This window comes from Paenibacillus sp. GM1FR (genome assembly GCF_002803315.1).
Classification (GTDB): Bacteria; Bacillota; Bacilli; order Paenibacillales; family Paenibacillaceae; genus Paenibacillus; species Paenibacillus amylolyticus.
On record NZ_MKZL01000011.1, the window covers coordinates 1,338,112 to 1,364,165 of the forward strand.

Below are 26,054 nucleotides of genomic sequence, written 5' to 3' on the forward strand. Positions count from 1 at the left end.
TAATCTCTCCTTAGATTTTCTTTCCTTAAGAGGAATGCTCAAGACAACGGATTAAAGCCGTCCAATCCAACTCACCATAACCATGGGTAATTCCTTCAGAGAGGTGTTGATGAATAAGCTGACCTAAAGGTAGTGGAGCTTGAACTGACTTGGCTGCTTCGATAGCTAATGCAACATCCTTTAACCCGAGCTTCATATTAAAACCGGCTGGTTCAAACCGCTGTTCGGTCATGATCGCGCCATAGTTCTGATATACCGGAGATTGAAAAAGAGCATTCACAACATCCATATATCGGGACGGCTTAATGCCGTGCTTTTCAACCATGAGCTGCGCTTCCGACAAAGCTTCCAGCATTGAAGCAATTAGAAAGTTAACGCCTATTTTGACAATGTTACCTTCTTCGCCACGATCCCCGATCTCAAATATCTCTTGACCTAGTGCTGTTAACATGGGAAGTACTCGTTGTCTTGCATGTTCAGGACCAGCTAAAATAATGCGCAATGTAGCTGCTTTAGCTTCATCCGGGCGCCCCATTACGGTGGCAGACACAAAGTGCTGGTGTCTCTCCGCATGCAAAGCGGATAATTTCCGAGCCAGATCTACGCTGATCGTACTGGCAGATACGTGAATTCCATTTTCAGATAATCCGTTCAGAACTCCATTTGGTTCCTCAACAATCTCTCTCAAAGCAGCATCATCAGATAACATGGTAATTACAAGATTGCTTTCTTTCGCTGCCTCTAGTGGTGTTTGGACATAACGTGCTCCCTGTTTTATTAACGGTTCAACTTTTTCAGGGGTCCGATTAAAGATGACTAATTCATACCCCGCGTTCAACAGGTTTTGTGCCATTGGAAGCCCCATATTACCAAGTCCAATAAACGATACCTTCATTGGTTGCATCTCCTTATTGTTGATGGATTGTTTCGATAACGGAATGAATGTTCCGGAATGATTAAAAAATTATGGTCTTACAGATACTCTTCAAATGACACCTTCAAAATATGAGGAATATAATAACGGAACAATCATTCCAATATTGCTAAAAAAAATTATATCCCTGCAATTACAAAGCTAATCATCTCTTTTGCACGTTCTGGATTTTGACCTGTTTTGGCCATAATATTTATGCTTTGATGTAAATTCAGCAATAAATAAGACAATGTTTTGATATCTGTTGTTTTATCTATCTCTCCCGATTGTTGGCCCTTTTCCAAAAGCTCGCAAAATGCTTGTTCCAAATCCGAAAAACTAGTCTGTATCAAGACATTTATCTGTTCATCTGGTGACTCCAATGTTGTTGCTGTATTTGTTACAAAACATCCGCCCGGTAGGCTGGTATCGTATGCTGAAGCAATATGATACTCAAAAAATTGAAGAATTCCTTCTCTAACGTTGGACGCTTGGTCAAGAATGGTCTGTTTATTGGAACTCCCTTTTTTATAATGCTCCAGAGCATCTCTGTACAGGGTTTGCTTGTCGGAAAACGTATCATAAAGGCTGGATCGGCTAATGCCCATCACTTCCAGTAAATCCGGTATACTAGCAGCCTCGTATCCTTTTTTCCAAAACAACAGCATCGCTTCGTGTAACGCTTGATTTTTGTCAAATTCTTTAGTCCTGGCGATAAGTAACACCTCCCGTTTCAGAAATATAACATATCTGAACTGATCAGTCCAGAAAAGAATCTTGCCGGTTGTTAATCGTTATTAAAAATTTATCCATTGAATAATATATGAGCTATATTTTACATCTAACTCCAAAAATATTAACTTTGTTATACACCAAAAAGATCTCTTGAGCAGTGAATGCTGAAGAGATCCTCTTTTTATTTTACTCATAAGCAAGAATTACCCATCACTGAAATTACACTGGATCTGGCGTTCCAGTCCTGCTTCTCGATTTCTTAAATAGTAAGATGGCAAGAAGTAAAGCAATGCTTACAGCTCCAAACCCCAACCAATTTAAGTACAGGACAGATGTACGACTGATCACAATCCCACCTAATCCAGATCCCAGTGCAAAACCAAATTGGATAAACGACGTATTTACGCTAAGGGCAATGTCGGGATTACGAGGTGCCAGTGTAACCAGATATAGTTGCTGGGCCGGAGATATGCTCCACGTTGCTAACATAAAAATCATTAAAACCAAGATTAACATCATAAGATTAACTCCAGCTAGAGCAAACAAAAGAAGAGTTACGCCTTGTAACAGAAGGCCTAGACAAATTGTAAACTTTGATCCCTTTGCATCTGCCAATTGTCCGCCCACTTTTGATCCGACAAAGCTGCAAATTCCCGCGAGAAACAGAACACCGCTTATCTCGGTCATGGAAAGAGAAGACGTAGCTTGCAAGAAAGGCGTAATATACGTGAACAGTGTCGAATAGCCGCCGATATACAATAATGTAATAAGCAAGGCAGTCAGAATGAGTGGATTTTTTAAAATGGAGAGTTGCATTCTGAGGGTGATCTTTTCTTCCTCTTTGATTGCCGGAACCTTTTTGTAGATAATAAGTAATGGAAGAACACTTAACAATCCAATGAATATAAATAGAACTCTCCATCCAAACATTTCACTAAAAAATGTGCCCAATGGGACACCGAGCACTAGCGAACTGCTTAGCCCCATCAAAATGATGCCGATGGCATTGCCCCTTTTTTCTTTTTCAACCAGTCGTGTCGATACGGCCATTGCTACTACGGTAGCCACTCCTCCGCTAGCCCCTTGAATAATTCGCACCCATAGTAAAGTTTCGTAAGAAAGGTCAACAAGCATAAGTCCGTTGCTGACAATAAACACACTGAGGGCGGACAAGAGTAACTTCTTGCGATCCATATTTATTGTAATTGCAATGAGAATCGGAGCGATAATGGCCGCTGCCAGAGCGAATACAGTCACCAGTAAACCCACTTCGGAAGTAGATACGCTCAAGTCTGAGGCGATCATTTCTATGACTCCTGTAATAATGTATTCAAGGGTTCCGATCAGAAAAACAGCCAATGCCAAGATATATATAATCCATTTATTTTTCACTTTAATCCACTCCGTCTTCTCTAGTTATCTATTTAGTATTGGAATTTGTATTTCTATAAACTGTACATCTTGATCTTGAGATAAGGGTAAATATAATTCTCTACCAGCTTCGTTCTCCTTGATCTGATAGTTATTCTTCTCAATCCATGTAGCTAGATGAACACAGGCTTTACAGGCAAAGGTGGCATTGGAACGATAAGCTATGGTGGCCATCATGGGCTCGGCAGGAAGAGTCCGCAGTTGAAATGGGTCGGGAGGTGATCGCAGCTCACAGCTTAAGAAGTAACCTATTTCAAACTCGAATTCTTCCTCTTGTCCTGCGATTTCTTTCCACAAAACAACCTGAGGTCCGTCGATCAGTTGGCGCATTTCTTTTGTTAATGACTGGTCAAACTGATGAAATAAACTCGGGATATCCTCTTCCCTCCCGCACCCTGTCTGAAAAAGAAACTGCCGAGCACCCTCCTCTTTGATTCGAATTTCTTGTCCAGTTTCGACGTGCCCCTCTTCCTCTATAAGCTGCATGCGTTCCTCAATCCGGACGAGTTTGGCTTGTTCCGTATCGATAATCTGCTGAATTTCGCTTCTTTTTAGCTTAAACATGCCTTGAATATTCTCCAATGTAATATGCTCCTGTAACAGCTGTGTGATTTGTGGCAACGTGAACCCCAATTCTTTATAAATGAAGATTCGGTTGAGCTCGAGAAGCTGATCTGCGGAATAGTAACGGTAACCCGTATCGTGATCTACCTTTCTCGGCTTAAGTATGCCAATCTGGTCATAATAACGCAGTGTTTTTAATGAGACTCTACTTAGCCTGGAAAACGCACTGATTTTGAACAACATATCATCTCCAATCTTTTAACATAATGCGAGTATATAGTTTCCCGTACAGGGGAAAGTCAAGGGTGTATATTCTTCTCATTTGCCTAGCTGAATCAACCACCGTCCTTGTCATCACTCTATGTTGCTGTTAAATGTAAGTCAAAGAACCGTTTCTGAATGAAACGTTCATTTTTTTTGAACAAAAAAATGCCACATATCGTGGCATCTTTTCGGTACTCATTCAATTATCCTGCTCAGCATTACTAATTTTTAAATAAACAGATTATGATTGGCTTGTGATGCTTGTCCAAGATAGTAACCTACACCACCAATTTTGACTTGATCTATTAATTCTTCACGCTGTATCCCCATTAAATCCATAGACATTTGACAGGCAACGATCTCTACTCCTTGTGCAATTGCGCTCTCTATCAATTCTTCCAACGAAGGCACATGATGTTTTTTCATCAAACCACGGATCATCTTCGGGCCTGCTCCGAGCATATTCATTTTGGACATGCCAAGCTTCTGGCTCCCGCGAGGTAACATCATATCAAACATACGGCCGATCATAGTTTTGGATAACTTCTGAGGTTGCGGCTTACGAATAATACTCAATCCCCAAAACGTGAAAAATAGGGTTACTTTCCGTCCACTGGCTGCTGCCCCATTTGCAATAATGAGTGAAGCGATCGCTTTATCCAGATCACCACTGAAAACAACCATCGTGCTGGCAGGATCGCTGATGGGGGAATCGGATACGGGTTGTGCTGTATTTTTAGCAATGACAGACTCAATTGTACCGCCTTTCAGTCTTTCCAACTGCAAGATGGTGGAACCCGACATCGTGGCCCATGCTTTGACATCTTCATAGAATCCTGGATCGGAAGCTTTCACACGAAGGGTTTCTCCGTTTGAGAGTTGATCCATTTTCTGCTTAACCTGAATTAGCGGACCAGGACAACTTAATCCGCATACGTTCAACTCATGATCAATACGTTGCGGCTGTGTTAAGGCAGTGGGAATAGACTCCTTTTCCTTTGCGTCTATCACAGGATCATGCTGCTCTTGTTTTACAGCAGTAAATGGAGCAGGCTTAAACTGGGCTTGACGGTATGTTTTATAACCACCACTCAAGTTTTTTACACTAAAACCATGCTGGCGCAAAATTTGCGAAGCAGTGTAACCACGTAAGCCGACTTGACAGTATAGCCAGATTTCTTTGGATGGGTCTAATTCATCTAAACGTTGACGAAGCTCATCAACTGGAATAGAGAGTGAATCCGGAATATGACCATTTTGATGCTCGATTTGACTGCGAACATCCAGAAGTATCGACTGCCCCGGCTGACGATCAGCCAGTTGATTATAGGTGAACGTCTGAACACGTCCGGTAATCATATTCTCTGCTGCATATCCAGCCATATTCACGGGATCTTTGGCAGACGAATAAGGAGGCGCGTAACTCAGTTCAAGCTCTGTTAAATCCCGGACATGTCCTCCAAAATGAATGGCTACAGCAATATCATCAATTCGTTTATCCACTCCATCATAACCGACTGCTTGTGCGCCTAAAATTTTGCCTTCCGGAGTAAACAGCAGTTTAAGAGTAATTGCACTTGAACCCGGATAATACGATGCATGAGAAGCAGGGTGTACGATAACGGTTTGATAGTCCACGCCGAGACGCTGCAGTGTTTTCTCATTACTGCCTGTCGTCGCTGCGGTCATTCCAAATACTTTGATAATGGACGTACCTTGTGTTCCTTTATAGGTAGAATGAAGCCCTGCGATACGGTCGGCAACAATACGGCCTTGTTTGTTGGCAGGTCCGGCAAGTGGTATCGTTGCCTTCGTACCATGAATGGTTTCGGTTACTTCGATAGCATCCCCGACAGCATAGATATGTGGCACACTGCTTTCTAAAGCTTCATTTACGATAATATGTCCACGTGCACCCAGCGAAACGCCGCTATCTTTCAAAAAATAGGTGTCCGGTGTTACGCCTATCGCAAGAATAACCATGTCAGCTGTCAACACATGACCATCCGCCAGTTCAACCCCTATGCCCTGCTCTAAGGAATGAAATCCTTGAACACGTTTGGAAAACAGCAAGTTTACACCATGATTCTCCATTTCCTGGGCTAATGCGGCTGCTAACTCGGTATCATAGGGTGTGAGTACTTGTGCGTTCCCCTCAATCAACGTTACATCCAGACCAGCTTCCTTTAAATTCTCAGCCATTTCCACGCCTATAAACCCACCGCCTATGACAATCGAAGACTTGTTGTTAGACGAACTTACCTGGTCTTTGATCCGATCAATATCTGGAATACTTCGTACGGTATAAATTAGTGGATTGTCCTTGCCCGGCAGATCGGGAATGATCGGTTTTGCACCTGGTGACAATATCAACTCGTCATAGCTTTCTTCATATGCACCGCGCTCCTGAGACTGTATCTTAACCACTCTCTTCTGCGAATCGATAGCCACGACCTCACTTCCTGTACGCACATCAATACGAAAGCGATCTGCCATCCCTTTTGGCGTTTGCACCAGCAGACGCTCTCGATCATCGATTGAGCCACCTATATAATAAGGCAAACCACAATTGGCAAATGAAATGTAGGGCCCTTTCTCAAAGATAATAATCTCGGCATGTTCATCCAGACGGCGAAGACGTGCAGCTGCAGATGCACCTCCAGCTACACCGCCAACAATGAGTACTTTTTTGCTCATGATTCACAATCATCCTTTTCAAATAAAGTTTTGATAATCTGTTCAACCCGTTGATCGGCAAGCACATAGTTCACTTCAAGACCATTCCGCTCCGTAGCAACAATACCTGCACTACGAAGTTTCTGGAGGTGTTGTGACACTGTAGATTGGGGAAGATCCAGACATTCCTGCATATAAGAAACATTACATTTTTTTTTCATCATCAGTCCCCGCACAATGCATAAACGAATGGGGTGAGACAAAGCTTTCAGCAGATTAGCTGGTTCATCGAACTGTTTAATGTTATTGCTGTCAAAAGCGGGAGTGTTCAAAAGTATTCCTCCTAAATCGTTATATCGTAATAATACGATTTATTGATTCTCCTGTCAAATGTATTCTGGAGTTAATGCGTTTAATAAGTTCCATACACGCTCAACCCTACTGTTTTGGCTTGTTCCAGGTGGATGATAAAAATGCCTGCCAAAACCGCTAAAAGCGACATTTGACAGGCAATCATGCTGTATCAGTTCTTCATAAAATAGTGATTTAATTGAACATCTTATGTTAGAGTATGACCGGCTGAATCAGTCCGTCCTTACCAAAAAGAATCGGGTCCATACATATTTCGCGGTGATACCCCTTTCCAGATGAAAATCTGGATAGTGGCGTTACAAAACGGTGATAGGCAATCCGTAGTTGACCGGTTTCATTTTCATTAAAGATACAGTGATGACCTGTTCCCAGCATGCCCTTCTCCACATTTTTGCTCAGGATTGGGTATCGATAGGTAATTGGACCATATAATTGCTCTGCCGTACCATAATTCACATGATAGTCTTCGCTACCTGTGTCATCACAGGACCATGTAAAGTGGTATAGTCCACCCTGCTTCAACACGGTTACCGCCTCACGAAAATCATGCAAGCCCGCCAGATTGCTCATTGTGTCCTCAACGACACTTATCATGTCTTCACCAAGCTCCACAATGGCACCATGTCCATTGCCAAATAGCAGATACGGTCTTCCATCATCTTCGACATAGATGGAGGGATCAATAGCTTGGCCCATAGCAATGCCCAGACGTTTCAACTGCTCCATTGTGATCAAAGGTTGCGACTCGGCCAGGAATGGACCAATCGGTGTATCCGCTACAGCAACGCCAATGGCACTGTCGCCGTTCAGCATTTTGCCACAGAAATAAAAATAGAACTTTTCGTTACGGCTGGCAATTGCCGGTGCCCAGGCATTACCGGTTGCCCAGGTGACATCCTCTGTTCCCAGATCAAGGATAACACCTTCGTCTTGCCAATGCTTCAGGTCTGAAGAAGAAAACACTTTGAACTGTGTCCCTGACCACCCCTCGAAGCCATCTGTTGTCGGATACATATAGTAACGATCCCCAAACTGTGCAACATCAGGATCGGCATATTGTCCGGGAAGCACCTGATGACCATCCCCAAAAGCCGCGAGAAGCCGGCTGCACTCCTCAGCTGTGATTGGCAGGACACTTCCATGCCGCTTTTGAGTTGATCCCATATCGAATTCACCATCAGGGACGATTCGGAATTCTCCGCTTCCCAGATCTGTAGTCAGCAGAGGAAGATACCCCTTGCCTTCAGAAAATCGATCAACAATCAGGCACCATTCCTCCCGGTCATTGAATTTAAAGATTTGAGGTCCCTCCACACCTGCCAAAGCCTCCAGTACCGGGGCTTGCAAAGTAACAAACGCCTCTTTGTCGAGAGAGTCTCCTTTTTCTACCCGTATGTTTTTGGTTGTTTCATCCTTGGAGTATCGATAATAAGAGCCATCCGCAGGAAGAATCGTTGTATCAATAATATGATTATCCCGCTCAATGTATTTTTCCGATGAAGAGAACGTACGAAAGTCTTTTGTGCGAGCACTGTATATTTTTTGTTTTCGTTCTTGCTCCTGTGGTTCCTTCGTCGCAGAAGCCCAGAATACAAGAAACTCATCTGCCATTTCATCATACACAGCTTCTGGTGCCCAGACACATCCAGCGCCCTCAACACCTAGTGTAACGTTCCATGGGGATGACCAGTTCACGAGATTGCTGGATTCCCATATAATTACGTCACGGCTCCCGGCATTAACGGCATGAGTCCATCCTTTGCCGCTTGCGATGCGGAGATCCGTAGCAATCAGATAAAATTTATTATCCTTGACTGAACGAACCAGAAACGGGTCCCGTACCCCCTTTTCTCCAAGGTCGGAAAACAGCACAGGCGATCCGCCATTAAGGTCCTTCCAGTGAAGACCATCCTCGCTATAGGAGAAATAAACCTGCTCTCCGTCTGGTTGTTCGCCAATAAAATGTACAAAGAGATACCCATCATAATTTGGAGTTGTTTTGGTCAATGGTAAAGAGCCTCCTGAAAATGAAATTGATTTTATATTAACAGTAATATAAAAATGAAAGCGTTCTACTTATGTTGTATCATACTTCAAAAACAGTAGAATGAGTATTTTTTTATAATCTCGTATGTAGAAGATCATGTGAATCTTTCGCCGGAAACATATGCCCTAATTGAAATGTTTGACTTGCTCCTCATGCAAAGAAATTAAAGTTATCGCCGTATTTGTTTATTTTACCTCAGGTATACAAAGTTCTTGGTTTTCATTTACATATAAATGCTAATCTTCTTAATGATGAACAAATGAATATAGATTCATGCATTCATTTTTGTTGTTGAGATATTACGAGGAGGAATCATTGTGAAATTATCCAAAAGAGTATTACCAGCGGTAGCGCTGACTCTGGCTGTATCGGCTTCTACTCTCTTGTCCGGCGGACAAGCAAGTGCCGTTCAAGCTGTAAGTGTGGAGAAAAAACAAATCAAGAACATCATCTTCCTCATTGGGGATGGCATGGGGACCTCTTATACTTCAGCCTACCGTTATATGAAAGATGATCCTTCAACGAAGGGCATGGACAAAACCGTATTCGACCCTTATCTTGTTGGGGCACAAATGACCTATCCGGATGATGATAAACAAAATGTAACGGATTCCGCTTCCGCAGCAACGGCTATGTCGGCGGGCGTGAAAACATACAATGCGGCCATTGCGGTTGACCCTGAGCAGAAGGAAGTCAAAACCGTACTTGAGCAAGCCAAAGAAAACGGCAAGTCCACCGGACTCGTGGCTACGTCGGAGATCACTCATGCCACACCAGCTGCATTTGGTGCCCATGATATCAGTCGAAAAAATATGGATGCTATTGCGGACGATTATTATGATGAGTTGATTAATGGCAAGCATAAGGTGGATGTACTTCTTGGTGGAGGGAAATCCAATTTTGTACGTGAGGGTCGTGACCTGACGAAGGAGTTCCAGAAGGCCGGATTCAGCTATGTGACGGATCGTTCCTCTCTCCTCGCTGATAAGAATCAACAAGTTCTTGGACTGTTTGCGGACGGAGGTCTGGACAAGTTGATTGATCGTACTGCTGCAACTCCATCATTGGCTGAGATGACCAATACAGCGATTGATCGCCTCAGTTCGAACGACAAAGGATTTTTTCTAATGGTCGAAGGTAGCCAGATTGACTGGGCAGGACATGATAATGATATCGTTGGCGCGATGAGTGAAATGGATGATTTCGCAGCAGCATTTCAGGCAGCTATTGATTTTGCCAAAAAAGACGGTGAAACACTTGTCGTAGCTACTGCCGACCACTCCACGGGCGGACTTACGCTTGGAAAAGACGGAGAATACAACTTCTTCGTAGACCCAATCAAAGCTGCACTGCGCACACCTGACTTCATGGCAGCACAAATTGCAAAAGGTGCTTCGGTTGAAGAAACACTGAAAAGTTATCTCAAACTGGAGTTGAAACCTGAAGAGATTCAATCGGTGAACGAAGCAGCCAAAAGTGCGGATGTAACAAAGATTGATAATGCTATTGAAGCGATTATTGATAACCGTTCATTTACCGGTTGGACAACAGGTGGACATACAGGTGAAGATGTTCCGGTTTATGCCTACGGCCCGGCAAGTCATCGCTTCGCTGGTTTGATCGACAACACAGATAATGCCAAGATCATATTTGATATTCTCAGCAAGCACCAGTAAAAAAAATCTCTAATAAATTTCGGTTAATCTTTGAAAAAGCTTAAGCCCTTGTCTCCAGTTGTTGCCGATGGAGACAAGGGCTTTTAATTGATCATTCGTGTACTTGACGAAGTGTTATATTATTTTTCCTTGACTTTTAATACATTCTTTATACCAGTAGAAAGAATCTTTTTTAACTCGCTTTAATGAACCCTTTCCATCATTGTCTTTATCGACATAGATTAAGCCATATCTCTTTTTCATCTCTCCTGTTCCGGCACTGACAAGGTCAATGCAACCCCAAGGAGTGTAACCTATCACTTCGACCCCGTCTTCCAGAATGGCTTTTTTCATCTCACTCACATGCTGTCTAAGGTAATCAATCCGATACGGATCATGCACTGACCCATCCTCTTCGAGCGTATCCACTGCGCCTAAACCATTCTCTACAATAAATAGCGGGATCTGATACTTATCATACAGCCAGTTTAATGTAATCCGGAGACCTACCGGATCAATCTGCCATCCCCATTCACTGGCAGGCAAGAGAGGATTTTTATAACCGCTTATTTCATTCCCCTCACTCTTGTCCTGATCGGTTGGATTAGCCATAACGACAGAGCTGGAGTAATAACTGAATCCGATATAATCTACGGTTCCTTCTCTCAGAATCAATTCATCCTCAGGAGCAGTTTCAATTTCCAATTGATGCTGCTTCAGGAACCCATAATATGAGCGTGGATATTTGCCTCTGACATGTACATCAAGAAAGAAGTAAGCTTGTTGAAGTTTTTTGACCTGGGCAAGCACATCTTCAGGGTCGCATGTAGCTGCGTATGATGTTGGATGAAGGAACATGCCGCCGATCACAAAGTCCGGGTTGATCTCTTTACCAAGCTTGACTGCTTTGGCACTGGCTATCAGCATATAATGCGCAGCCTGGTACATGGTCTGAAGTTTGTTTTCCCCATCGTTCCACTGAATGCCTCCCGGTTTCCATGGCTTGCGCACAATCATATTGATTTCGTTAAACGTCATCCAGTATTTAACCTTAGTTCGATATCTGGTGTAGACTGCTTCGCAGAAGTTTAAGTAAAAATCAATCAATTTACGATTGCGCCATCCCCCATATTCCGTCACTAGATGATATGGCATTTCGAAATGAGATATGGTGACTACTGGCTGAATCCCGTATGCCAAACAGGTGTCAAATAAGTCATCATAGAATTGCAGACCTTCCTCATTCGGTTTCGTCTCATCTCCGTTTGGAAATATCCGTGTCCACGCGATGCTGGTTCGAAAGCATTTGAATCCCATCTCATGAAACAACTGAATATCTTCCTTGTATCTTGTATAAAAATCACTAGCCTGATGACTAGGGTAATATACATTCTCCTCAATTCCCTGTGTAATTCTTCGCTCCAAGCCATGTGTTGCTGCTGTCATGACATCTGCAACACTGACTCCTTTGCCGGCCTCATTCCATCCACCTTCTAACTGGTTGGCCGCTGCAGCGCCTCCCCAAAGAAAATCTTCAGATAATTTACTCATATTTACCACCTCTAAGCTTGAATGCGTAACAATGCTTCGTTTTGGACAACCCGATCCTCAGCAATCTGCTCAACACTCTGATATTCAAAAGTATTCGATATAATGATGGGCACGACCGTGTCAAATCCTGCTGCGCGAATAGCTTCATGATCATATTCGATCAGCAGATCTCCTTGCTTAATCACCTGATCCTGCTGCACATAAGCTGTGAAATGCTTTCCTTTCAACTTGACTGTATTTATCCCTACGTGAACAAGCATCTCCACTCCTTCATTCGACATCAGTCCAATGGCATGTTTGGTTGGGAACAGCGATACAACTTTACCGTCAAATGGCGCGTATACTTTGCCATCGATTGATTCAACTGCAGCACCGCTCCCCAGAGCAAAGATGGGATCGTCTATTTCAGTTATATTTTTAACTATCCCGTTAATCGGAGAGCCAATGATCAGTGTTCCGGTTGGTCGAGTCAAAGCATGGGATTCTGAGGTCGCCGCAATCGCATTAGCGGCAGCAGAACCATCTGTTCCATTGCCAACACTTGCAGCAATTGGAGCTGGAATCTCTTCTTCAATTCCCCAGATCAAGACGGCAACCAGTGCGAGCGTAATGCTGATTGCTACCCCGATAATGATGTGGATATAACTGTCAGCGATATAGGTTGGCAAGGCCAGAATACCTGGCAGAATCAGAGCTGTTGCTCCTCCACCCCAGAAATTGATGTAAGCTGCTCCGATACCTCCTGCAAGCATCGCACAGATAAAAGGACGCTTGTACTTAAGGTTGAATCCGAAGATAGCCGGTTCGGTAATACCAAACATCGCCGTTACACCACTGGATAAAGCACTGGATTTGCTCGCTTTATGTTTCAATAAGAGGAATACACCAATACATGCCCCGGCTTGAGCCAGATTTCCTGTCAAGTTCGCAGGTGAAATTACCGAGTATCCATATTCAGCAATGAGCTGGCTGTTAATTGGAGTAATTGCGTAATGCATGCCAAATATAATTAGAAGGGGTCTGAATGTTCCAAACAAAAATGCACCAATGACGCCATTCACCGTATACAAATACGTTACAATTTGAGCAACTCCACTGCCGAAGTAGGTTCCTAAAGGTCCGAAAACAATTAATCCAAGTGGAACCATAATGAACAACACAATCATCGGCACAAACAAAATTTTAAACATATCGGGTATTCGCTTATTAACAAATCGGTAGACGTAGCTCATCACCCAAACCGAAATAATAATCGGAATGATCGTTGATTTATAGTTCACGAGCAATAATGGAAGGCCGAAAAAGCTTAAACTGGTAACACCCGTCTCTGCCACTTTTGCTGCACCTTCCATAATGGTGGGATACATGTAAGCCCCGGCAAGGGCCACAGCCAGATATTCGTTGGTTTTGAACTTCTTGGCCGCGCTGACTGCAAGGAAGAAGGGGAAAAAATAGAAAATAAGATCGCTAATCAGATTAAAGGTTTGGTACGCACCACTTGTTGTCTCAAGAATATTCATTGTCGTCAGGATTGCAAGCACAGACTTCACCATACCGCACCCAATCAACACTGGAATGACTGGCCCGAATATACCTGCCACCGTTTCCACGACTCGGGAAATCACATTCTTTTTTTGTTGTACTGCTTTCACTTCAATGTCCTGATTTTCCAAGTCAAGCTTTTCACTTACTGCGTCAAAAACGCTTTTCACTTTTGCGCCAATGATGATCTGTAACTGACCGCTGTTAAACTGGGCTCGCAGGACACCTTCCAGTCGATCAAGCGCTTTCAAGTTAACCTGAGACTCATCTTTTACGTTGAATCTCAATCTGGTTGCACAATGCGTGGCATACGTAATATTATCCTGTCCAATGTTAGCGATAATCTCCTTAGCCAATTCCTCTGTTTTCATATGATTCCCCCGCCCTCTTAGCTGTCTTTACTTGCCTCCGGCAAAGTTGTATAACATCTTTTCACGTAGGCCTGATGTATCTTTGCCGAAGATTTCTGCAATTTTGTATGCAAATGGATAAGGTGTTGCAGGCCCTTGGCTTGTAACGAGATTCTGGTCAGCTACGACGACTTCATCCTTGAAGATGCCGCCAATCAATTTCTCAGCGTACCCTACATAACCTGTTACCTGTTTGCCCTCAATGACCTTTGCATCGGACAGTACCACCGTACCAGAACACATTGCGCCAATGTACTTGTTGTTCTGATTGAAGTACTGCACCATGTCAATTACATCCGGATTTTCCTTCAGGTTTTGTCCACCTGGGCGGCCTCCCGGCAGAACGATCATGTCATACTGCTTTACTTCTTCGCCAAAAGGTTTGTCTGCTTCTACAAAGATGCCGTGCATGCCCTTAACCAACTTATCGCCAAAATAAAACGTGTCACATGTCAGGCCAGCTCTTCTCAAAATATCAACAATCGTCAGCGTTTCGCCCTCTTCGTAACCTTCCGCCATCAATACTGCTACTTTATTCATCATTTCAGTTCCCTCCTATTCAGCATCAAATGCATTGAAATATACCATACGATTTTTGACAGCCATACTGTCTCCGCCTAAGGCATCCACTAATGCAAAAGCGAAAGCATAAGACGTCGCAGGGCCGCGGCTTGTAATCAGATTTCCATCTTTAACAACAATATCTTCTTTAAAAGTACCGCTCGTTTCAATTTTCTGATCATAACCTACATAAGCGGTAAAATTTTTGTTCTCCAACACACCTGCTTTGCCTAGTGCAAGAGGTGCTGCACACATGGCTGCTACATATTTGCCGGACTGGTTCATTTCCTGAATAAGTTGAATTACACGGTCATCATCACGAAGATTAGCGGCCCCAGGCATTCCTCCAGGGAGTACAATCATATCGTAGGTTGTAACATCTTCATTGATGAGCGCATCAGCCTTGACCACGATGTCATGACTACCACGAACCATTTCACCCGCTGTACTAATCATGTGACATTCGATATGTGCTCTTCTCAAAATATCAACAATCGTCAGGGTTTCACTTTCTTCAAATCCTTCTGCTAATAGAACTGCAACTTTACTCACGCACATAACCTCCTGTTAATTATATTTTGGAGCAGACATTTGCATATTGCTCACGCTTACACCGCTATGGACATCGTGAATACATTCATAATTTATCATAGATATTCGCAACCCCAAAGCACATTTAGATTGCTTGTATGTAACTAATAGTTGCAGTATGATGATCTTTAACCGTGTTGCATCTATAGTGTTTACATCAGAGTCACACAGAAGATTCCCTCAGGAGGTATGCATGCTTAATAACTATAAATATTTTTTGGTTCTGTCCGAAGAGTTAAACATTTCCAATGCAGCGAAACGACTATATATTTCCCATCAATCACTCAGCAAATACCTAAAAAGCTTGGAAGAAAAACATGGTGTTGCGTTCTTCGAAAGAAAACCTAAAATTGCGCTGACAGCAGCGGGGAAAATTATGCAAGATACGCTACGTCAAATTGAGCTGCTGGATCAAAACATGGAGAATCAACTTACTGATCTTAAAGAGGATAAGTCAGGCACGATTCATTTTGGCGTTACCGAAGGTCGCTATCCCATTATCGTGCCGAAATTATTAAAAGAGTTTTATGCCCTGCATCCCAAAGTGGAGCTTAAAATTCATCGTACAACCTCACCGCAAATGCAGGAGATGGTGTTAAACAATTCACTGGATCTGTTTCTCTCGGGTGTAGACAATATCGTAACGCAAAATGTAAAGTATGAAACGATTCTGCTTGAGCAGATGTACATGGTGATCTCGGACAATTTGCTCAAGCAGTATTTCCCTGATCAATATCCCGAGTGCATCGAAACATTTAACCAGGGTGCGGATTTGAGTCTGTTTCAACATGTACCCTTTGTTCTGAATAAGAAAAACTTCAATTCCCGTATTTTGCTCGATAAACATCTCGCTGAACGTAACATATCCCTGCATTGTATTAACGAATTGACGCAACCGGATATCCATCACCTTTTGTGTGCTGAGGATTACGCGGCCAGTTTTTCATTAACGATGTATCTTTCAGGGATTCATGCATTGAATGAGTCTAATCATACGAATTCTCACCTTCATGTATTTCCAATCGCTGATTTTTCTTATCTTCACCCGCTCGCATTGATCTATCACAAATCTAAAATTTTCCCCTCTTACGTAGAGGATTTTAAAAAAATAGTCAAACGTTATTGCACCCCTTCGTTGCATCAAAGCAATTGAATCATATTGGCGTTTAGTTACTTATGTGCATACAAAAGTTGAGTTAGTGCAGTTAACTTGTGCTTGAGTTCAACATCATGCCAACTTTATATTCTTGTTATGTAAACTTCCCGTGTATTTGCGGATTGAAGTCAAAATAACGAGGTGAACTGTTGTGAATCATATGATTGTAGAACTTGCCAACTACGTAACCCGTCTTCAATATGAGGATCTCTCGGAGAGGGCTATCGAAGTAGGTAAACAGGTAATACTGGACTCTTACGGTAATATGGTATTTGGTCGATACTCTGAAACAAGTGAGCGCATTTTGGAATATGCAAGATTGGCAGACTCTATTATTAAAAATGAAGACTTGGTCTCATTGATTGGTCAACAGGATGTTCGCACTAGCACAGATCATGCTGTCTTTATTCATACCATGATGGCACGTTGTGCAGACCTGGATGACGGCTATCGCCACGCCATGGGCCACCCTGGATCTGTGCTTGTTCCCCTCCTGTTAAGTATGGCTCAGCTTCACCGAAACGATGGGAAACAGATGATCACCGCCATTGTTGCGGCTTATGACGTATATGCTCGGTTAGGCGAAGCGATCAATCCATTTATGTACCGGGAAAGAGGATTTGATGCTACCGGGGTATGCGGCGCTGTCGCAGCAGCGGCCTTGGTAAGTAAATTAACAAATGCAGATGCCAAGCAGACCAAGGATGCGATGGGAATTGCTTCTCTGTTCACAGGAGGTTTGATTGAATATCAGAATGATGGAACTTCAGGGAAAATTTTATGCAGTGGCTGGGCGGCATTGACCGGATTAAGGGCCGTGAGACTGGCATCCTGTGGTTTCACGGGTCCTGATGCAGCTTTGGAAGGAAAGTATGGATTCTTTCAGGCCTTCAAAGGAACAAGCGGGCATTGTGACACAAGTCATGTGCTGGAAGGACTGGGAACTGATTTTAAAGTGACTGACATTTATTTCAAACGTCATGCCTGCCAGCGTGGATTACACGCCACTCTGGATGCTATGTTGGAACTTCGTGAAGACTATAGTTTAACACCATCCAAGATCAAGTCTGTTGATGTGAGGACCTCTTCATTTGTATATCGTCTGACGAATCCTAAGCCCAAGACCGCAATCGGAGCACAGGCCAGCACACAATTCACTTCAGCCGTGGCTCTCAAATACGGTCGTATGGACTCAGAGGAATTAATATTAAATAGCTTCACCGATCCGGAGGTTCAGGAGCTGGTGCAAAAAATTACAGTAACCCTGGATGATGAAGTGCAGCAATATCTGGCTGAGAATCCGACCCATTTTTGCGCTGCCCATGTTGTTATAACAACACATGATGGCAGTATATATGAACGGTGGATGCCTGTACCTCTAGGCGATATGGAAACTCCGTTTGGCTGGAATATGCTTGAACAGAAATTCAATCGATTTCTTGAAGGAACACCTTTTGATGGAACAAAACAAGAACGATTTAAGCTTATTCAACATTTGGAGAACTTAAATCATGTGGATAAACTGCTTTGTGTGTAAGCGACTTGACTAGCTAATACCATTCTCAGTTGAATAAGATGAATATTAAAAAGGGTGAACCGTAGTTCACCCAGGTCGCTTACTCTTGTTGGATAAGCGGCCTTTTTAACGTTTGGACTCACACATGCCTGTTCGGAATTTGCTATTATGCATTATATTCCATGGAGTTGGTTACCTTATACAAAACCACTTGCATTGAAGGGAGAGAAATCCGATAAATGCAGTTAACGATTGGTTAAGGCAGATTGCCCACAACTATATTCTCATTGTCATTGCTGCGGTGCTCTTTTTTGCAGTCAAAGCAGTCATTGGATTCTATACGTACAAGCATTATGATAAAAAATTGGATGCACTTACAGATAAGGTAGATCGCCTTCTGGAGGAGAAGACAACGGAGTGATGCAGCTTATTGTGAGCTATACAAGTAACAAGCTTTGGAGGAAAAATGCATGTTAGGAAATTTTTTGTTGGGTATGGTCATTCCCATTATATTGGGTGTATGGATTCTGCGTCGGAACTTTACAATCCTTATTCTATATTATCCACTCGGCGTGGCTATTGCGTCTTGCATCAACAATATTGGGTTTAATTACTTCTGGAATATTCTCCCGAATACACATAACCAATCCTTCGCTGCTCTTCCGATGAATCTTGGGGTCTATCCAATTGCCGGATGCCTGATGATGTATGCCGTCATAGTCAAAGATGCCAAGCCATGGGTGGCGATTCTTGTTTCAGCCGCGTCTCTCACATTATTAGAATGGCTTGCCAAAATGATGGGGCATGTCATTTATTTTAATGGATGGAACATTCTTTGGACCTTTTTGTCATACCTCCTGCCATTTGTTCTTGCTTATGGTTACAGTAAACTATTGAGGTATACGAAGTGAAGTTTCACTGAAGCTTTCGACTAATAAGGCAGGACAGATGATATGGGTTAACGCTGATGGGCATACGTGCATATCTTAACTCATATTCGTCTTGGAGGGATTCGTAATGTATGTGGCATATCCTTATGGTTACAGGTACACTTTTACTCCGGTATGGGCAACATCTTCAGCCGAAGCGCTTGAATTAATCAAGACGGCTGTTCAAGGAGAAAGAAATGATGAGATATTCTATGATTCACTGATTCAGATGTCACCTGATGCCAATCAGGCTGCTATCATCACGAGCATCCGCAATGATGAACGCGGACATAATCAAATGTTCCGCCAAATGTACAAGGATCTGACAGGTCAGGAGATTACGGGCATAAGCAGTGAGCCGGTTGAGACAGTCACCTCTTATCTTGCCGGACTGCAAAAGGCGTTTCAGGGTGAATTGGCGGCCGTGGAAAAGTATAGAAAAATATGGTTTGGTCTCCCTTATGGCATATATAAAGACACGGTGTGGGGAATCATCCTGGACGAACAGAAACATGCCGATAAATATAACAATCTGATTACCTACAATTTGCCTAGATAGTCATGTATGGGATAAATAACGTGCGGATTCTTTTAATGATGAACAATTGAAATCAGCAAAAAACCAGTGAATGAGTAAAGCTCACTGGTTTTTTGCTTTGCTGAGTCTCACTTTTATAATCCTGAGTTTAAATGCACTCTTCCAACATATCAGGTTCAACATGAACGTGAACGGTGTATACGTCATGCTCCTCCATTAACTCGTTCTCCACGTCTGTACAGATATCGTGTGCTTGTTGAAGGTCCAGGCCAGCATGGACTGTTATGACAACGTCTACTACAACGTTATTGCCATAGTTCCGCGCTCTCACGTCTTTAACTGTCTCTACGCTGTCAATTCCGGCAATCGTTTTTTTGTACTCCTGAATAAGTTCAACATCAAAACCATCGGTCAGATGGTGCGTGGCTTCCTTGAAAATGTCCCAAGCGGTCTTGCAGATCAGGAAACCTACGATGACAGCCGTTACAGGGTCCAGCCATGGGAGGCCGAACTGGGAACCCACGATTCCGATGACCGTACCGATGCTCACCCAGGCATCGGAGATATTATCTCGAGCTGCAGCCATGACCGCCTGACTTTTAATACGTGTAGCAAGTCTTTTGTTATAGCGATAGACCAGATACATGACAACCGCACAGAAAATGCCTGTGTAAGCGGCGATGATATCCGGAGATTCATGTGTACCCTGAAACACAGAACCAATGGCTTCAAACAGTACTTGCAAACCTACCGCCATCATAATGAAAGAAGCAACTAGTGATGCAACAGTCTCTGCTCTCCAGTGACCATATCTGTGATCTTTGTCGGCGGGGCGTTGGGCAAGCTTCAAACCGATCAGTACAGCTATTGAGGCCACAATATCAGTGGCATTGTTTAATCCATCCGCCTTGAGTGCTTCTGATCCGGCCATGTTACCAATGACCAGTTTTAATACGGTCAAACATATGTAGGCGATAATGCTGATGATGGCTCCGCGCTCCCCCAGCTTTAGATTATCGTATTTGAGTTGATCCACAATGATATCCCCCTGCTATCTTCATTTCTGGCACGTTTATGATGGTATCATCGAACATTTGTGTGGGTCTAGAGAAACGTTTTAAGTGTTATGAAACATAATCTGAATGCGGCAAGACTTTTACGAGAACCCAAAAAAGTTGGATTTGGCAAACTTAAGTGCTTAATGGGTGGTAAGAGGAAGGTGGCCGGCTGCCTTCCTGGTAACCATACTTTCTTGCACCTAGACAAAAAGAGCCAAATGGATCGTTTTGATCCACTCGGCTCTTAGCGTTATTTTACAATAAATTTGTATAACATCACTTACCGTTGTTCCAATTCCATTCATAATTCACTGCCATTATTCAGAAAGTGTCGGTTCACCTGGCTCCTCATTAGCAAGCAGCTCCGAATCATCGGAATGCCGTTCGAACATAACTGCGTCAACCCTCGTATAGATCATATCCGCAGGAAGCGTTGGCGGATCTACCGTTGTAGGGCTAACTCTGGTTAACCGGACATACTCGCTACCGTCACCCGTAAAGTCGAACGTCCCCAGATTAACCCAACCCGATGAGCCGACCGTTGCATCCATATAGATGACCTCGGTACCCGTTTTATGCTGCACTTCCACTTTGACATTATTATCATTTCCCGTCGTATGGACGAGTTTATAGATCGAGACCGTATATTTCCCTTCTGGAAACTCGCCTTTCCACGTCGCTGATGATCCTTGAACTGTTGAATAGCGGGATTTAACCCCAATTTTGTATCCGGCTAAATTGCTTTGGCTCCACGACCCTTCTGTCGTGTATAACCCCGTTGTATTTGTACTATCGACGATAACCGTTAGGTCCCTGATCGTGATATTCAAAGGCGCTGTGGTTAAGGTTACTCCGTCAATCGTGACAGTAGCCCATACCTCAATGTGATCCGTGTCCCCATCAAGATTAAGAAGGGTCAACACCCCACTGCTATTCACTTCGGCAAGATCCGTACGATCAACGAAATACTGCACATCGGCCTGTGTAAGATCACCGACCAAACCGTTATCCAGATAGCCAGTTACGCTCAGTTGTGCGGTTTGAGTCATCTGCAATTCGTTCCGATCGGACAGGATCACAGCAGACTCCAATTGCGGTACCCTGTTTGGGTCCACCCACATGATAGCATCGGCAACGACTCTGGACTTGTTGGCCTTATTGGTTAATTCCACGTACCCGCTATCGCCTGCAGCAAAAGGATAATCCCCCAAGTGCACCCAAGTACCATTCGCCGTTGTCTCATCAACTGTAACCGTCTCGGAGCCTCCGCTATGATAAACGGTAAATGAGGCATTTGTTGCCCAATTTTCACTCGCAGCGGTGATTTGCGGAATCTTGTAATACACACTGTAAGTGACACTTTCCGGCAGCGCTGGCCGCCATCTCATTTTACTTGTCGCTGTGCCAGCCGTAGATTTGGCATACACATAGTTATCATAGTAATAGTTGTCAGCCGTCGTATCCCTTATCCAGACGCCTTCTGTCTCCGCCTCCGTATTATCCACGATGATGGTTGAACTATCCTGCCCATCGGGTTGGACTGGAGTTTCCGTTACCTGATCAGGCAGATAAAGTGTCCGCTTTCGGGTCTGCTTCCCCTCCGATTCCACGTAATACGTAAAGGTTTGGGATAGATCATTCACTCGTATCGACCATTCCATCGGATAGATCGTATCTGGGATGGTCGTGTACGTTGCCCCGCCATCCAAGGAATAGTGGATTGTCGCTGGTTTCGTTGTTTTGGCCTGCACATAAGCATCATAAACCGTTTCGTCAGGCTTAACCATCAGCATGCCTTTAACCGCATCAATTGGACTGTGGGTATCAAAGAAATAACTTGCATCCGATGTATCTGCCGTTCTAACCTGATGCAGCGGCACATTAATGTTAAGTCCTTCTACAATGATCGCGGTGATGCCCTTGCCTGAAACCGTAGCTTGAATGATTCCACCACTCATAACCGTTTGCTCTGGTGTACCATTGTCGCGGATAATCGTTACGGCGTAATCTTGTGCCGGGTTGAATCCAATGATCTGTTCATTCAATTCAATCGGAGTCTGAACTTCTTCAGACGATGCATTGCTTAATCCGATGTAAAATTTATCCCCGCTCTCACCCGTTATCCAGTTCAATTGAGGATGGTTGGTCTTAATAATCCCCTTGGGCATCCAGAGCCAAACGTCCGAATTACCATAAAATTGACCTGGTTTATTCCCGTAGAGGTGATATTTGAACCATAAAAAATTCGTTTCAAAAACGGAAGGAAACGTAATACTGCCGTTCGATTTCAATGATTGTTCGCTGATCAAATAATCCATCGTTTGCCCGAGTTGCCCCGGGATATGGTGATAATAGATGGATGTAGCCCCGCTTGGGCCTTCCAGAGGAAAGTCCGGTTCAAGTTGGCTAACGGCGAAGCCTTTATAATAATAACCTGGATAACTGGAATATCGTCCAATAACCGCATTATGAGCAATATCCTGTAGCAGTTCATCCCCTGTATAAAGCGACAATCTCAGCATGAACGGAGCTTCCTGAGCATTCATCCGATAATAGCCGGTTGTACTTCCTGCTTCAAACGTCAATCCGCTCGGTGAAACAAGCCAACGCTCCGCTTGAACACCTCCGGCAATATCTTCGGGAAGCTTGAGCCTAGGATATTGAAATTTACCACTTTCCGGCCAATGGAACGACTCGGCGTAATTATATGTCTCCGGCTGAGGAATCGTAACGTTACCTTCAGGAACTGGACGAGCAACAAACATGGTTGCATAGCGTTTGGCTTCCATATAGGCGGCATCCAAGTATTTGGGATCCTGCGTTTCCTCATATAGCTCCAAGATCTCCATCCACAGCTTGCTGTAATAATAAATGAACTCATTTTTACTCACATCGACGGATGCAGGCGTATCGATATGTTGCGTGATATAACTGTCGGCTGCATCCTTCGCAGCTTGCAAATACTGTGCATCTCCCGTCATCCGATACATCATCAGGGGCTGAATGACAGGCCCACGGTCTTTCTGATCCGGGTCACGTACAAGGTACTCTTCCTGAGCGAGTGCACCAATGCCTCCCGATGTGCCCATCATCTGATTAACAGCCGCTACGCTTGAAACATCAAAAGGCAGAGTAGCCATTTTCCATAAAGAAGGCACACCGTATACTTTCTTCTGCGTTGGCGACCAACCGATACCATTTCGCGATACGCCATACTGGACGGACGGTAGTGCTCTCGTATCGTAAAGCTGGTCATCCCCAGTTAAATAATAAGCTCCCAAAAGAACCGCATTTGAGCTTGTTCGGACGCTATCCTCGTTTTCGATATCAATAAAACCCTTGGCACGGCTCCACCACCCGCTGGGTGATGGGACATAATTAACAGAGTCGTCTCCTTGCGGCTCTATCTTAAGCAAATCGATCATATTAAACATCGCGTCAGTAAGCGACTGATCTGACACATTTTCCCGGTATGCCGAATAATCGTACTCATTGCGAAGAATATCCACGTAGGAATCATATAGATTGCTTTTTTGAGCAATTAGCCCCATATGAAATTGATACGTGCTTTCTGCGGTCATTTGCGAATAAGTCCCTAATTGAGGGGCATACAGGATGGGCTGCACACTGCCTTCGTTGTTGACCAGGCTCATGCCAAGCCGTTGTTTCGTCACACCTCCCGTCGGTTCAAATTCAACCGGAAGCTCTGCCGAAGGTACAAATACGCCATACGTTAATGGATTTCCCGAACCATCTTTTTTCTCAACCAGGCTCATCGGAGCGCTCAGCTCTCTTAAACTTGTTGATTCCACCGTACCTACCATTTTGGCATGGGACCTGAATCCATTTAACACTTCATTGATGCCCGAGACTGTCTCTGTTGTGAAGGACTGATATCCAATCACATAATTGCCGTCGCGGCGAGGTGTAAAGGCAAAAGAAACATCTGGTTTATCCCCTGCCATGGACCAATTCACTTCAAAATCGTAATCACTGCCATGCGTAGAATCGGTTAATACCGCAGTCTGGCTGTCTGGAAAATGGACCCCGTCGAATGTAATCCAGCGTTTGTTCATCGTATCGTAGTAATTGGTTCGGCTCCCCGCATTCCCGTCCAATAAAACCCATTGTTCCTCAAGTCTTTCCGATTCATTATTGATTGGAACCCAGTTCCCTGTCTCCGTGTTTTTGTAGAACATGTCACGCACGATGGATTTACCTTCATCCCATGCCGCTTCATAGAAGGTCGCCTTATAGTTATCATTTTCGATGCTACCTTTCTCTGTGTAACTGAGATTCGTTAATGTGCGGCTCCGCAGCGGGGGCAACGGTGGTGCCTGTTGACGGATATTCCCCTCGAACTTGACTGCATCAGCCCGCGTAATAATTGTACCCGTAGAAGGCTGTGTTCGAGTCAGCCTGACAAATTCGCTATCATTACCACTAAACTCATACTCCCCCAGATCCACCCATCCAACCGATGGACCTGACGAAGGTCTTAGATCCATAAACTTAACATCCGTAATCCCGTTATGAACAATCTCAATTTTCACATTACTATCTGCTTTATCCGCCCAATCCAGCTTATAAAACGATATTCTCGCCGTCCCTGCTTCCAAGCGTGGATTCCAGGTGATGCTTCTACCTACAGCGTCTGTAAATTTGGAACTGGAATTATTGTATCCCTTCACTCCCGCGCTTGTGCTCCAATATGGAGCGGAGAATCCGTTATTAGCGTTGCCGGAATCAACCGTAACGACATGATCAATTGTGAGGCTCCCATCATCAATGATGATTGTCTTATGTGGCTCTTTCTGCGTTATATTCCCTTCGAACTTGACCGCATCCGCGCGTGTAAGGATCGTGTTTGTGGTGCCGGTAGACCGGGTCAATTGAACGAATTCTTCACCAACTCCAGAAAAATAGTACTCTCCCAAATCAACCCACCCTGCTGGAGCGCCAGATGAGGGTCTTAGATCCATAAAGACTACATCCGTTGTTCCATTATGAACAATTTCGATTTTTACATTGCTATCAGCCTTATCCGCCCAATCCAGCTTATAGAACGATATTTTCGCCGTTCCTGCTTCCAAGCGTGGATTCCATGTTATCGTTCTGCCTGCTGTACTCGTATATTTGGTGCTGGAAAGATCATACCCCTTCACCCCTGTGCTTGTAGTCCAATTCGGAGCCGCATATCCATTGTTCTCGTTACCCGCATCAGGTGTCACAACATCATTGATCTTGATACTCCCGTCATCGATGATAATTGTCTGATAAGGTAAGGTCTCCGCATAAGCGGTCCTTATTCCGATCAGGCTGGAAGGAACTACGACCGTCAACATGAAAACGATGAAGAAAAACAGCTTCCTTTTGACCATACAATTCACAGCCTCTCCTTAAAATGATAACGCTTCCATAAATGCATTGCCTTTTGCTCAAATGATTGTAAAAAAGCAATTAACCTTCCCCTTCTGTCTAATTCCGCTCTGTCGTTTTTATCTTAGCATGTTAGATTACGGTGATATTTCTTTCATTTTAAGAA

General features: G+C 43.8%; 18 protein-coding genes. 5 read left to right on the forward strand and 13 right to left on the reverse strand.

Translation table 11 applies throughout. The features are described 5' to 3' along the window. Positions 1-25: 25 nt before the first annotated feature. The 7 genes from PAEAM_RS11650 to PAEAM_RS11680 form a co-directional block, all read right to left on the reverse strand. The gene (locus PAEAM_RS11650; RefSeq protein ID WP_100527604.1) at positions 26-895 is read right to left on the reverse strand and encodes an NAD(P)-dependent oxidoreductase; all 870 of its coding nucleotides are present in this window, start codon (positions 893-895) and stop codon (positions 26-28) included. 158 nt (positions 896-1,053) lie between these two features. After that, positions 1,054-1,638 (reverse strand): TetR/AcrR family transcriptional regulator, encoded by a 585-nt coding sequence (locus PAEAM_RS11655; RefSeq protein ID WP_243391313.1) that lies wholly within the window; start codon positions 1,636-1,638, stop codon positions 1,054-1,056. Between the two features lie 229 nt (positions 1,639-1,867). After that, positions 1,868-3,040, reverse strand: coding sequence for an MFS transporter (locus PAEAM_RS11660; RefSeq protein WP_100527605.1), 1,173 nt, complete (start codon positions 3,038-3,040; stop codon positions 1,868-1,870). Between the two features lie 24 nt (positions 3,041-3,064). Continuing rightward, on the reverse strand, positions 3,065-3,883 hold the full coding sequence (locus tag PAEAM_RS11665) for a MerR family transcriptional regulator (RefSeq protein WP_100527677.1): 819 nt from the start codon (positions 3,881-3,883) through the stop codon (positions 3,065-3,067). Positions 3,884-4,135: 252 nt separating this feature from the next. Further along, complete coding sequence (locus tag PAEAM_RS11670) at positions 4,136-6,604, reverse strand: FAD-dependent oxidoreductase (protein ID WP_100527606.1); 2,469 nt, start codon at positions 6,602-6,604, stop codon at positions 4,136-4,138. Further along, entirely contained in the window at positions 6,601-6,915 is a 315-nt protein-coding gene (locus PAEAM_RS11675) for an ArsR/SmtB family transcription factor (protein WP_036615511.1), read from the reverse strand. The genes PAEAM_RS11670 and PAEAM_RS11675 overlap by 4 nt, the downstream gene beginning before the upstream one ends. Positions 6,916-7,147: 232 nt before the next feature. Next, the gene (locus tag PAEAM_RS11680; protein ID WP_100527607.1) at positions 7,148-8,962 is read right to left on the reverse strand and encodes a glycoside hydrolase family 43 protein; all 1,815 of its coding nucleotides are present in this window, start codon (positions 8,960-8,962) and stop codon (positions 7,148-7,150) included. Positions 8,963-9,316: 354 nt separating this feature from the next. On the opposite strand from PAEAM_RS11680, the gene PAEAM_RS11685 reads away from it, so the two are divergent. Further along, positions 9,317-10,678 carry an alkaline phosphatase gene (locus tag PAEAM_RS11685; protein ID WP_100527608.1) on the forward strand — a complete coding sequence of 454 codons (1,362 nt, stop codon included), beginning with the start codon at positions 9,317-9,319 and terminating at the stop codon, positions 10,676-10,678. Between the two features lie 114 nt (positions 10,679-10,792). Here PAEAM_RS11685 and PAEAM_RS11690 read toward each other — a convergent pair whose 3' ends face one another. The 4 genes from PAEAM_RS11690 to PAEAM_RS11705 are packed head-to-tail and all read right to left on the reverse strand — an operon-like array spanning position 10,793 to position 15,273. Continuing rightward, on the reverse strand, positions 10,793-12,208 hold the full coding sequence (locus PAEAM_RS11690) for a 6-phospho-beta-glucosidase (protein WP_100527609.1): 1,416 nt from the start codon (positions 12,206-12,208) through the stop codon (positions 10,793-10,795). Positions 12,209-12,219: 11 nt separating this feature from the next. Further along, positions 12,220-14,121, reverse strand: coding sequence for a glucose PTS transporter subunit IIA (locus PAEAM_RS11695; protein ID WP_100527610.1), 1,902 nt, complete (start codon positions 14,119-14,121; stop codon positions 12,220-12,222). Between the two features lie 27 nt (positions 14,122-14,148). Continuing rightward, a complete protein-coding gene (locus tag PAEAM_RS11700; protein WP_207765563.1) occupies positions 14,149-14,703 on the reverse strand; it encodes a DJ-1 family glyoxalase III in 555 nt (184 codons plus the stop codon). A 12-nt stretch (positions 14,704-14,715) separates the two neighbouring features. Next, complete coding sequence (locus PAEAM_RS11705) at positions 14,716-15,273, reverse strand: DJ-1 family glyoxalase III (protein WP_100527611.1); 558 nt, start codon at positions 15,271-15,273, stop codon at positions 14,716-14,718. Positions 15,274-15,505: 232 nt separating this feature from the next. Here PAEAM_RS11705 and PAEAM_RS11710 point away from each other — a divergent pair, with 232 nt between their 5' ends. The 4 genes from PAEAM_RS11710 to PAEAM_RS11730 all read left to right on the forward strand — a co-directional run bounded on the left by PAEAM_RS11710 (position 15,506) and on the right by PAEAM_RS11730 (position 19,472). Continuing rightward, a complete protein-coding gene (locus PAEAM_RS11710) occupies positions 15,506-16,465 on the forward strand; it encodes a LysR family transcriptional regulator (protein ID WP_076327529.1) in 960 nt (319 codons plus the stop codon). Between the two features lie 163 nt (positions 16,466-16,628). Beyond that, entirely contained in the window at positions 16,629-18,005 is a 1,377-nt protein-coding gene (locus tag PAEAM_RS11715; RefSeq protein ID WP_243391332.1) for an MmgE/PrpD family protein, read from the forward strand. A gap of 449 nt (positions 18,006-18,454) precedes the next feature. After that, entirely contained in the window at positions 18,455-18,895 is a 441-nt protein-coding gene (locus PAEAM_RS11725; RefSeq protein ID WP_100527615.1) for a hypothetical protein, read from the forward strand. Positions 18,896-19,001: 106 nt separating this feature from the next. Continuing rightward, positions 19,002-19,472: a ferritin-like domain-containing protein gene (locus tag PAEAM_RS11730; protein WP_100527616.1), complete on the forward strand. Its 471-nt coding sequence runs from the start codon at positions 19,002-19,004 to the stop codon at positions 19,470-19,472. Between the two features lie 127 nt (positions 19,473-19,599). Here the strand turns inward: PAEAM_RS11730 and PAEAM_RS11735 are convergent, their stop codons facing one another. Both PAEAM_RS11735 and PAEAM_RS11740 read right to left on the reverse strand, forming a co-directional pair. Further along, positions 19,600-20,487, reverse strand: a complete 888-nt coding sequence (locus tag PAEAM_RS11735) for a cation diffusion facilitator family transporter (protein WP_100527617.1) — start codon at positions 20,485-20,487, stop codon at positions 19,600-19,602. 339 nt (positions 20,488-20,826) lie between these two features. Beyond that, a complete protein-coding gene (locus tag PAEAM_RS11740) occupies positions 20,827-25,854 on the reverse strand; it encodes a golvesin C-terminal-like domain-containing protein (RefSeq protein WP_165789883.1) in 5,028 nt (1,675 codons plus the stop codon). Positions 25,855-26,054 lie beyond the last annotated feature (200 nt).

What these genes read in the sequence shown, in the direction of transcription:
- PAEAM_RS11700 (WP_207765563.1), bottom strand. Translation starts at nt 14,703, where the DNA reads ATGATGAATAAAGTAGCAGTATTGATGGCGGAAGGTTACGAAGAGGGC.
- PAEAM_RS11725 (WP_100527615.1), top strand. Translation starts at nt 18,455, where the DNA reads ATGTTAGGAAATTTTTTGTTGGGTATGGTCATTCCCATTATATTGGGT.
- PAEAM_RS11670 (WP_100527606.1), bottom strand. Translation starts at nt 6,604, where the DNA reads ATGAGCAAAAAAGTACTCATTGTTGGCGGTGTAGCTGGAGGTGCATCT.
- PAEAM_RS11650 (WP_100527604.1), bottom strand. Translation starts at nt 895, where the DNA reads ATGAAGGTATCGTTTATTGGACTTGGTAATATGGGGCTTCCAATGGCA.
- PAEAM_RS11690 (WP_100527609.1), bottom strand. Translation starts at nt 12,208, where the DNA reads ATGAGTAAATTATCTGAAGATTTTCTTTGGGGAGGCGCTGCAGCGGCC.
- PAEAM_RS11730 (WP_100527616.1), top strand. Translation starts at nt 19,002, where the DNA reads ATGTATGTGGCATATCCTTATGGTTACAGGTACACTTTTACTCCGGTA.
- PAEAM_RS11710 (WP_076327529.1), top strand. Translation starts at nt 15,506, where the DNA reads ATGCTTAATAACTATAAATATTTTTTGGTTCTGTCCGAAGAGTTAAAC.
- PAEAM_RS11740 (WP_165789883.1), bottom strand. Translation starts at nt 25,854, where the DNA reads ATGTTGACGGTCGTAGTTCCTTCCAGCCTGATCGGAATAAGGACCGCT.
- PAEAM_RS11715 (WP_243391332.1), top strand. Translation starts at nt 16,629, where the DNA reads ATGATTGTAGAACTTGCCAACTACGTAACCCGTCTTCAATATGAGGAT.
- PAEAM_RS11695 (WP_100527610.1), bottom strand. Translation starts at nt 14,121, where the DNA reads ATGAAAACAGAGGAATTGGCTAAGGAGATTATCGCTAACATTGGACAG.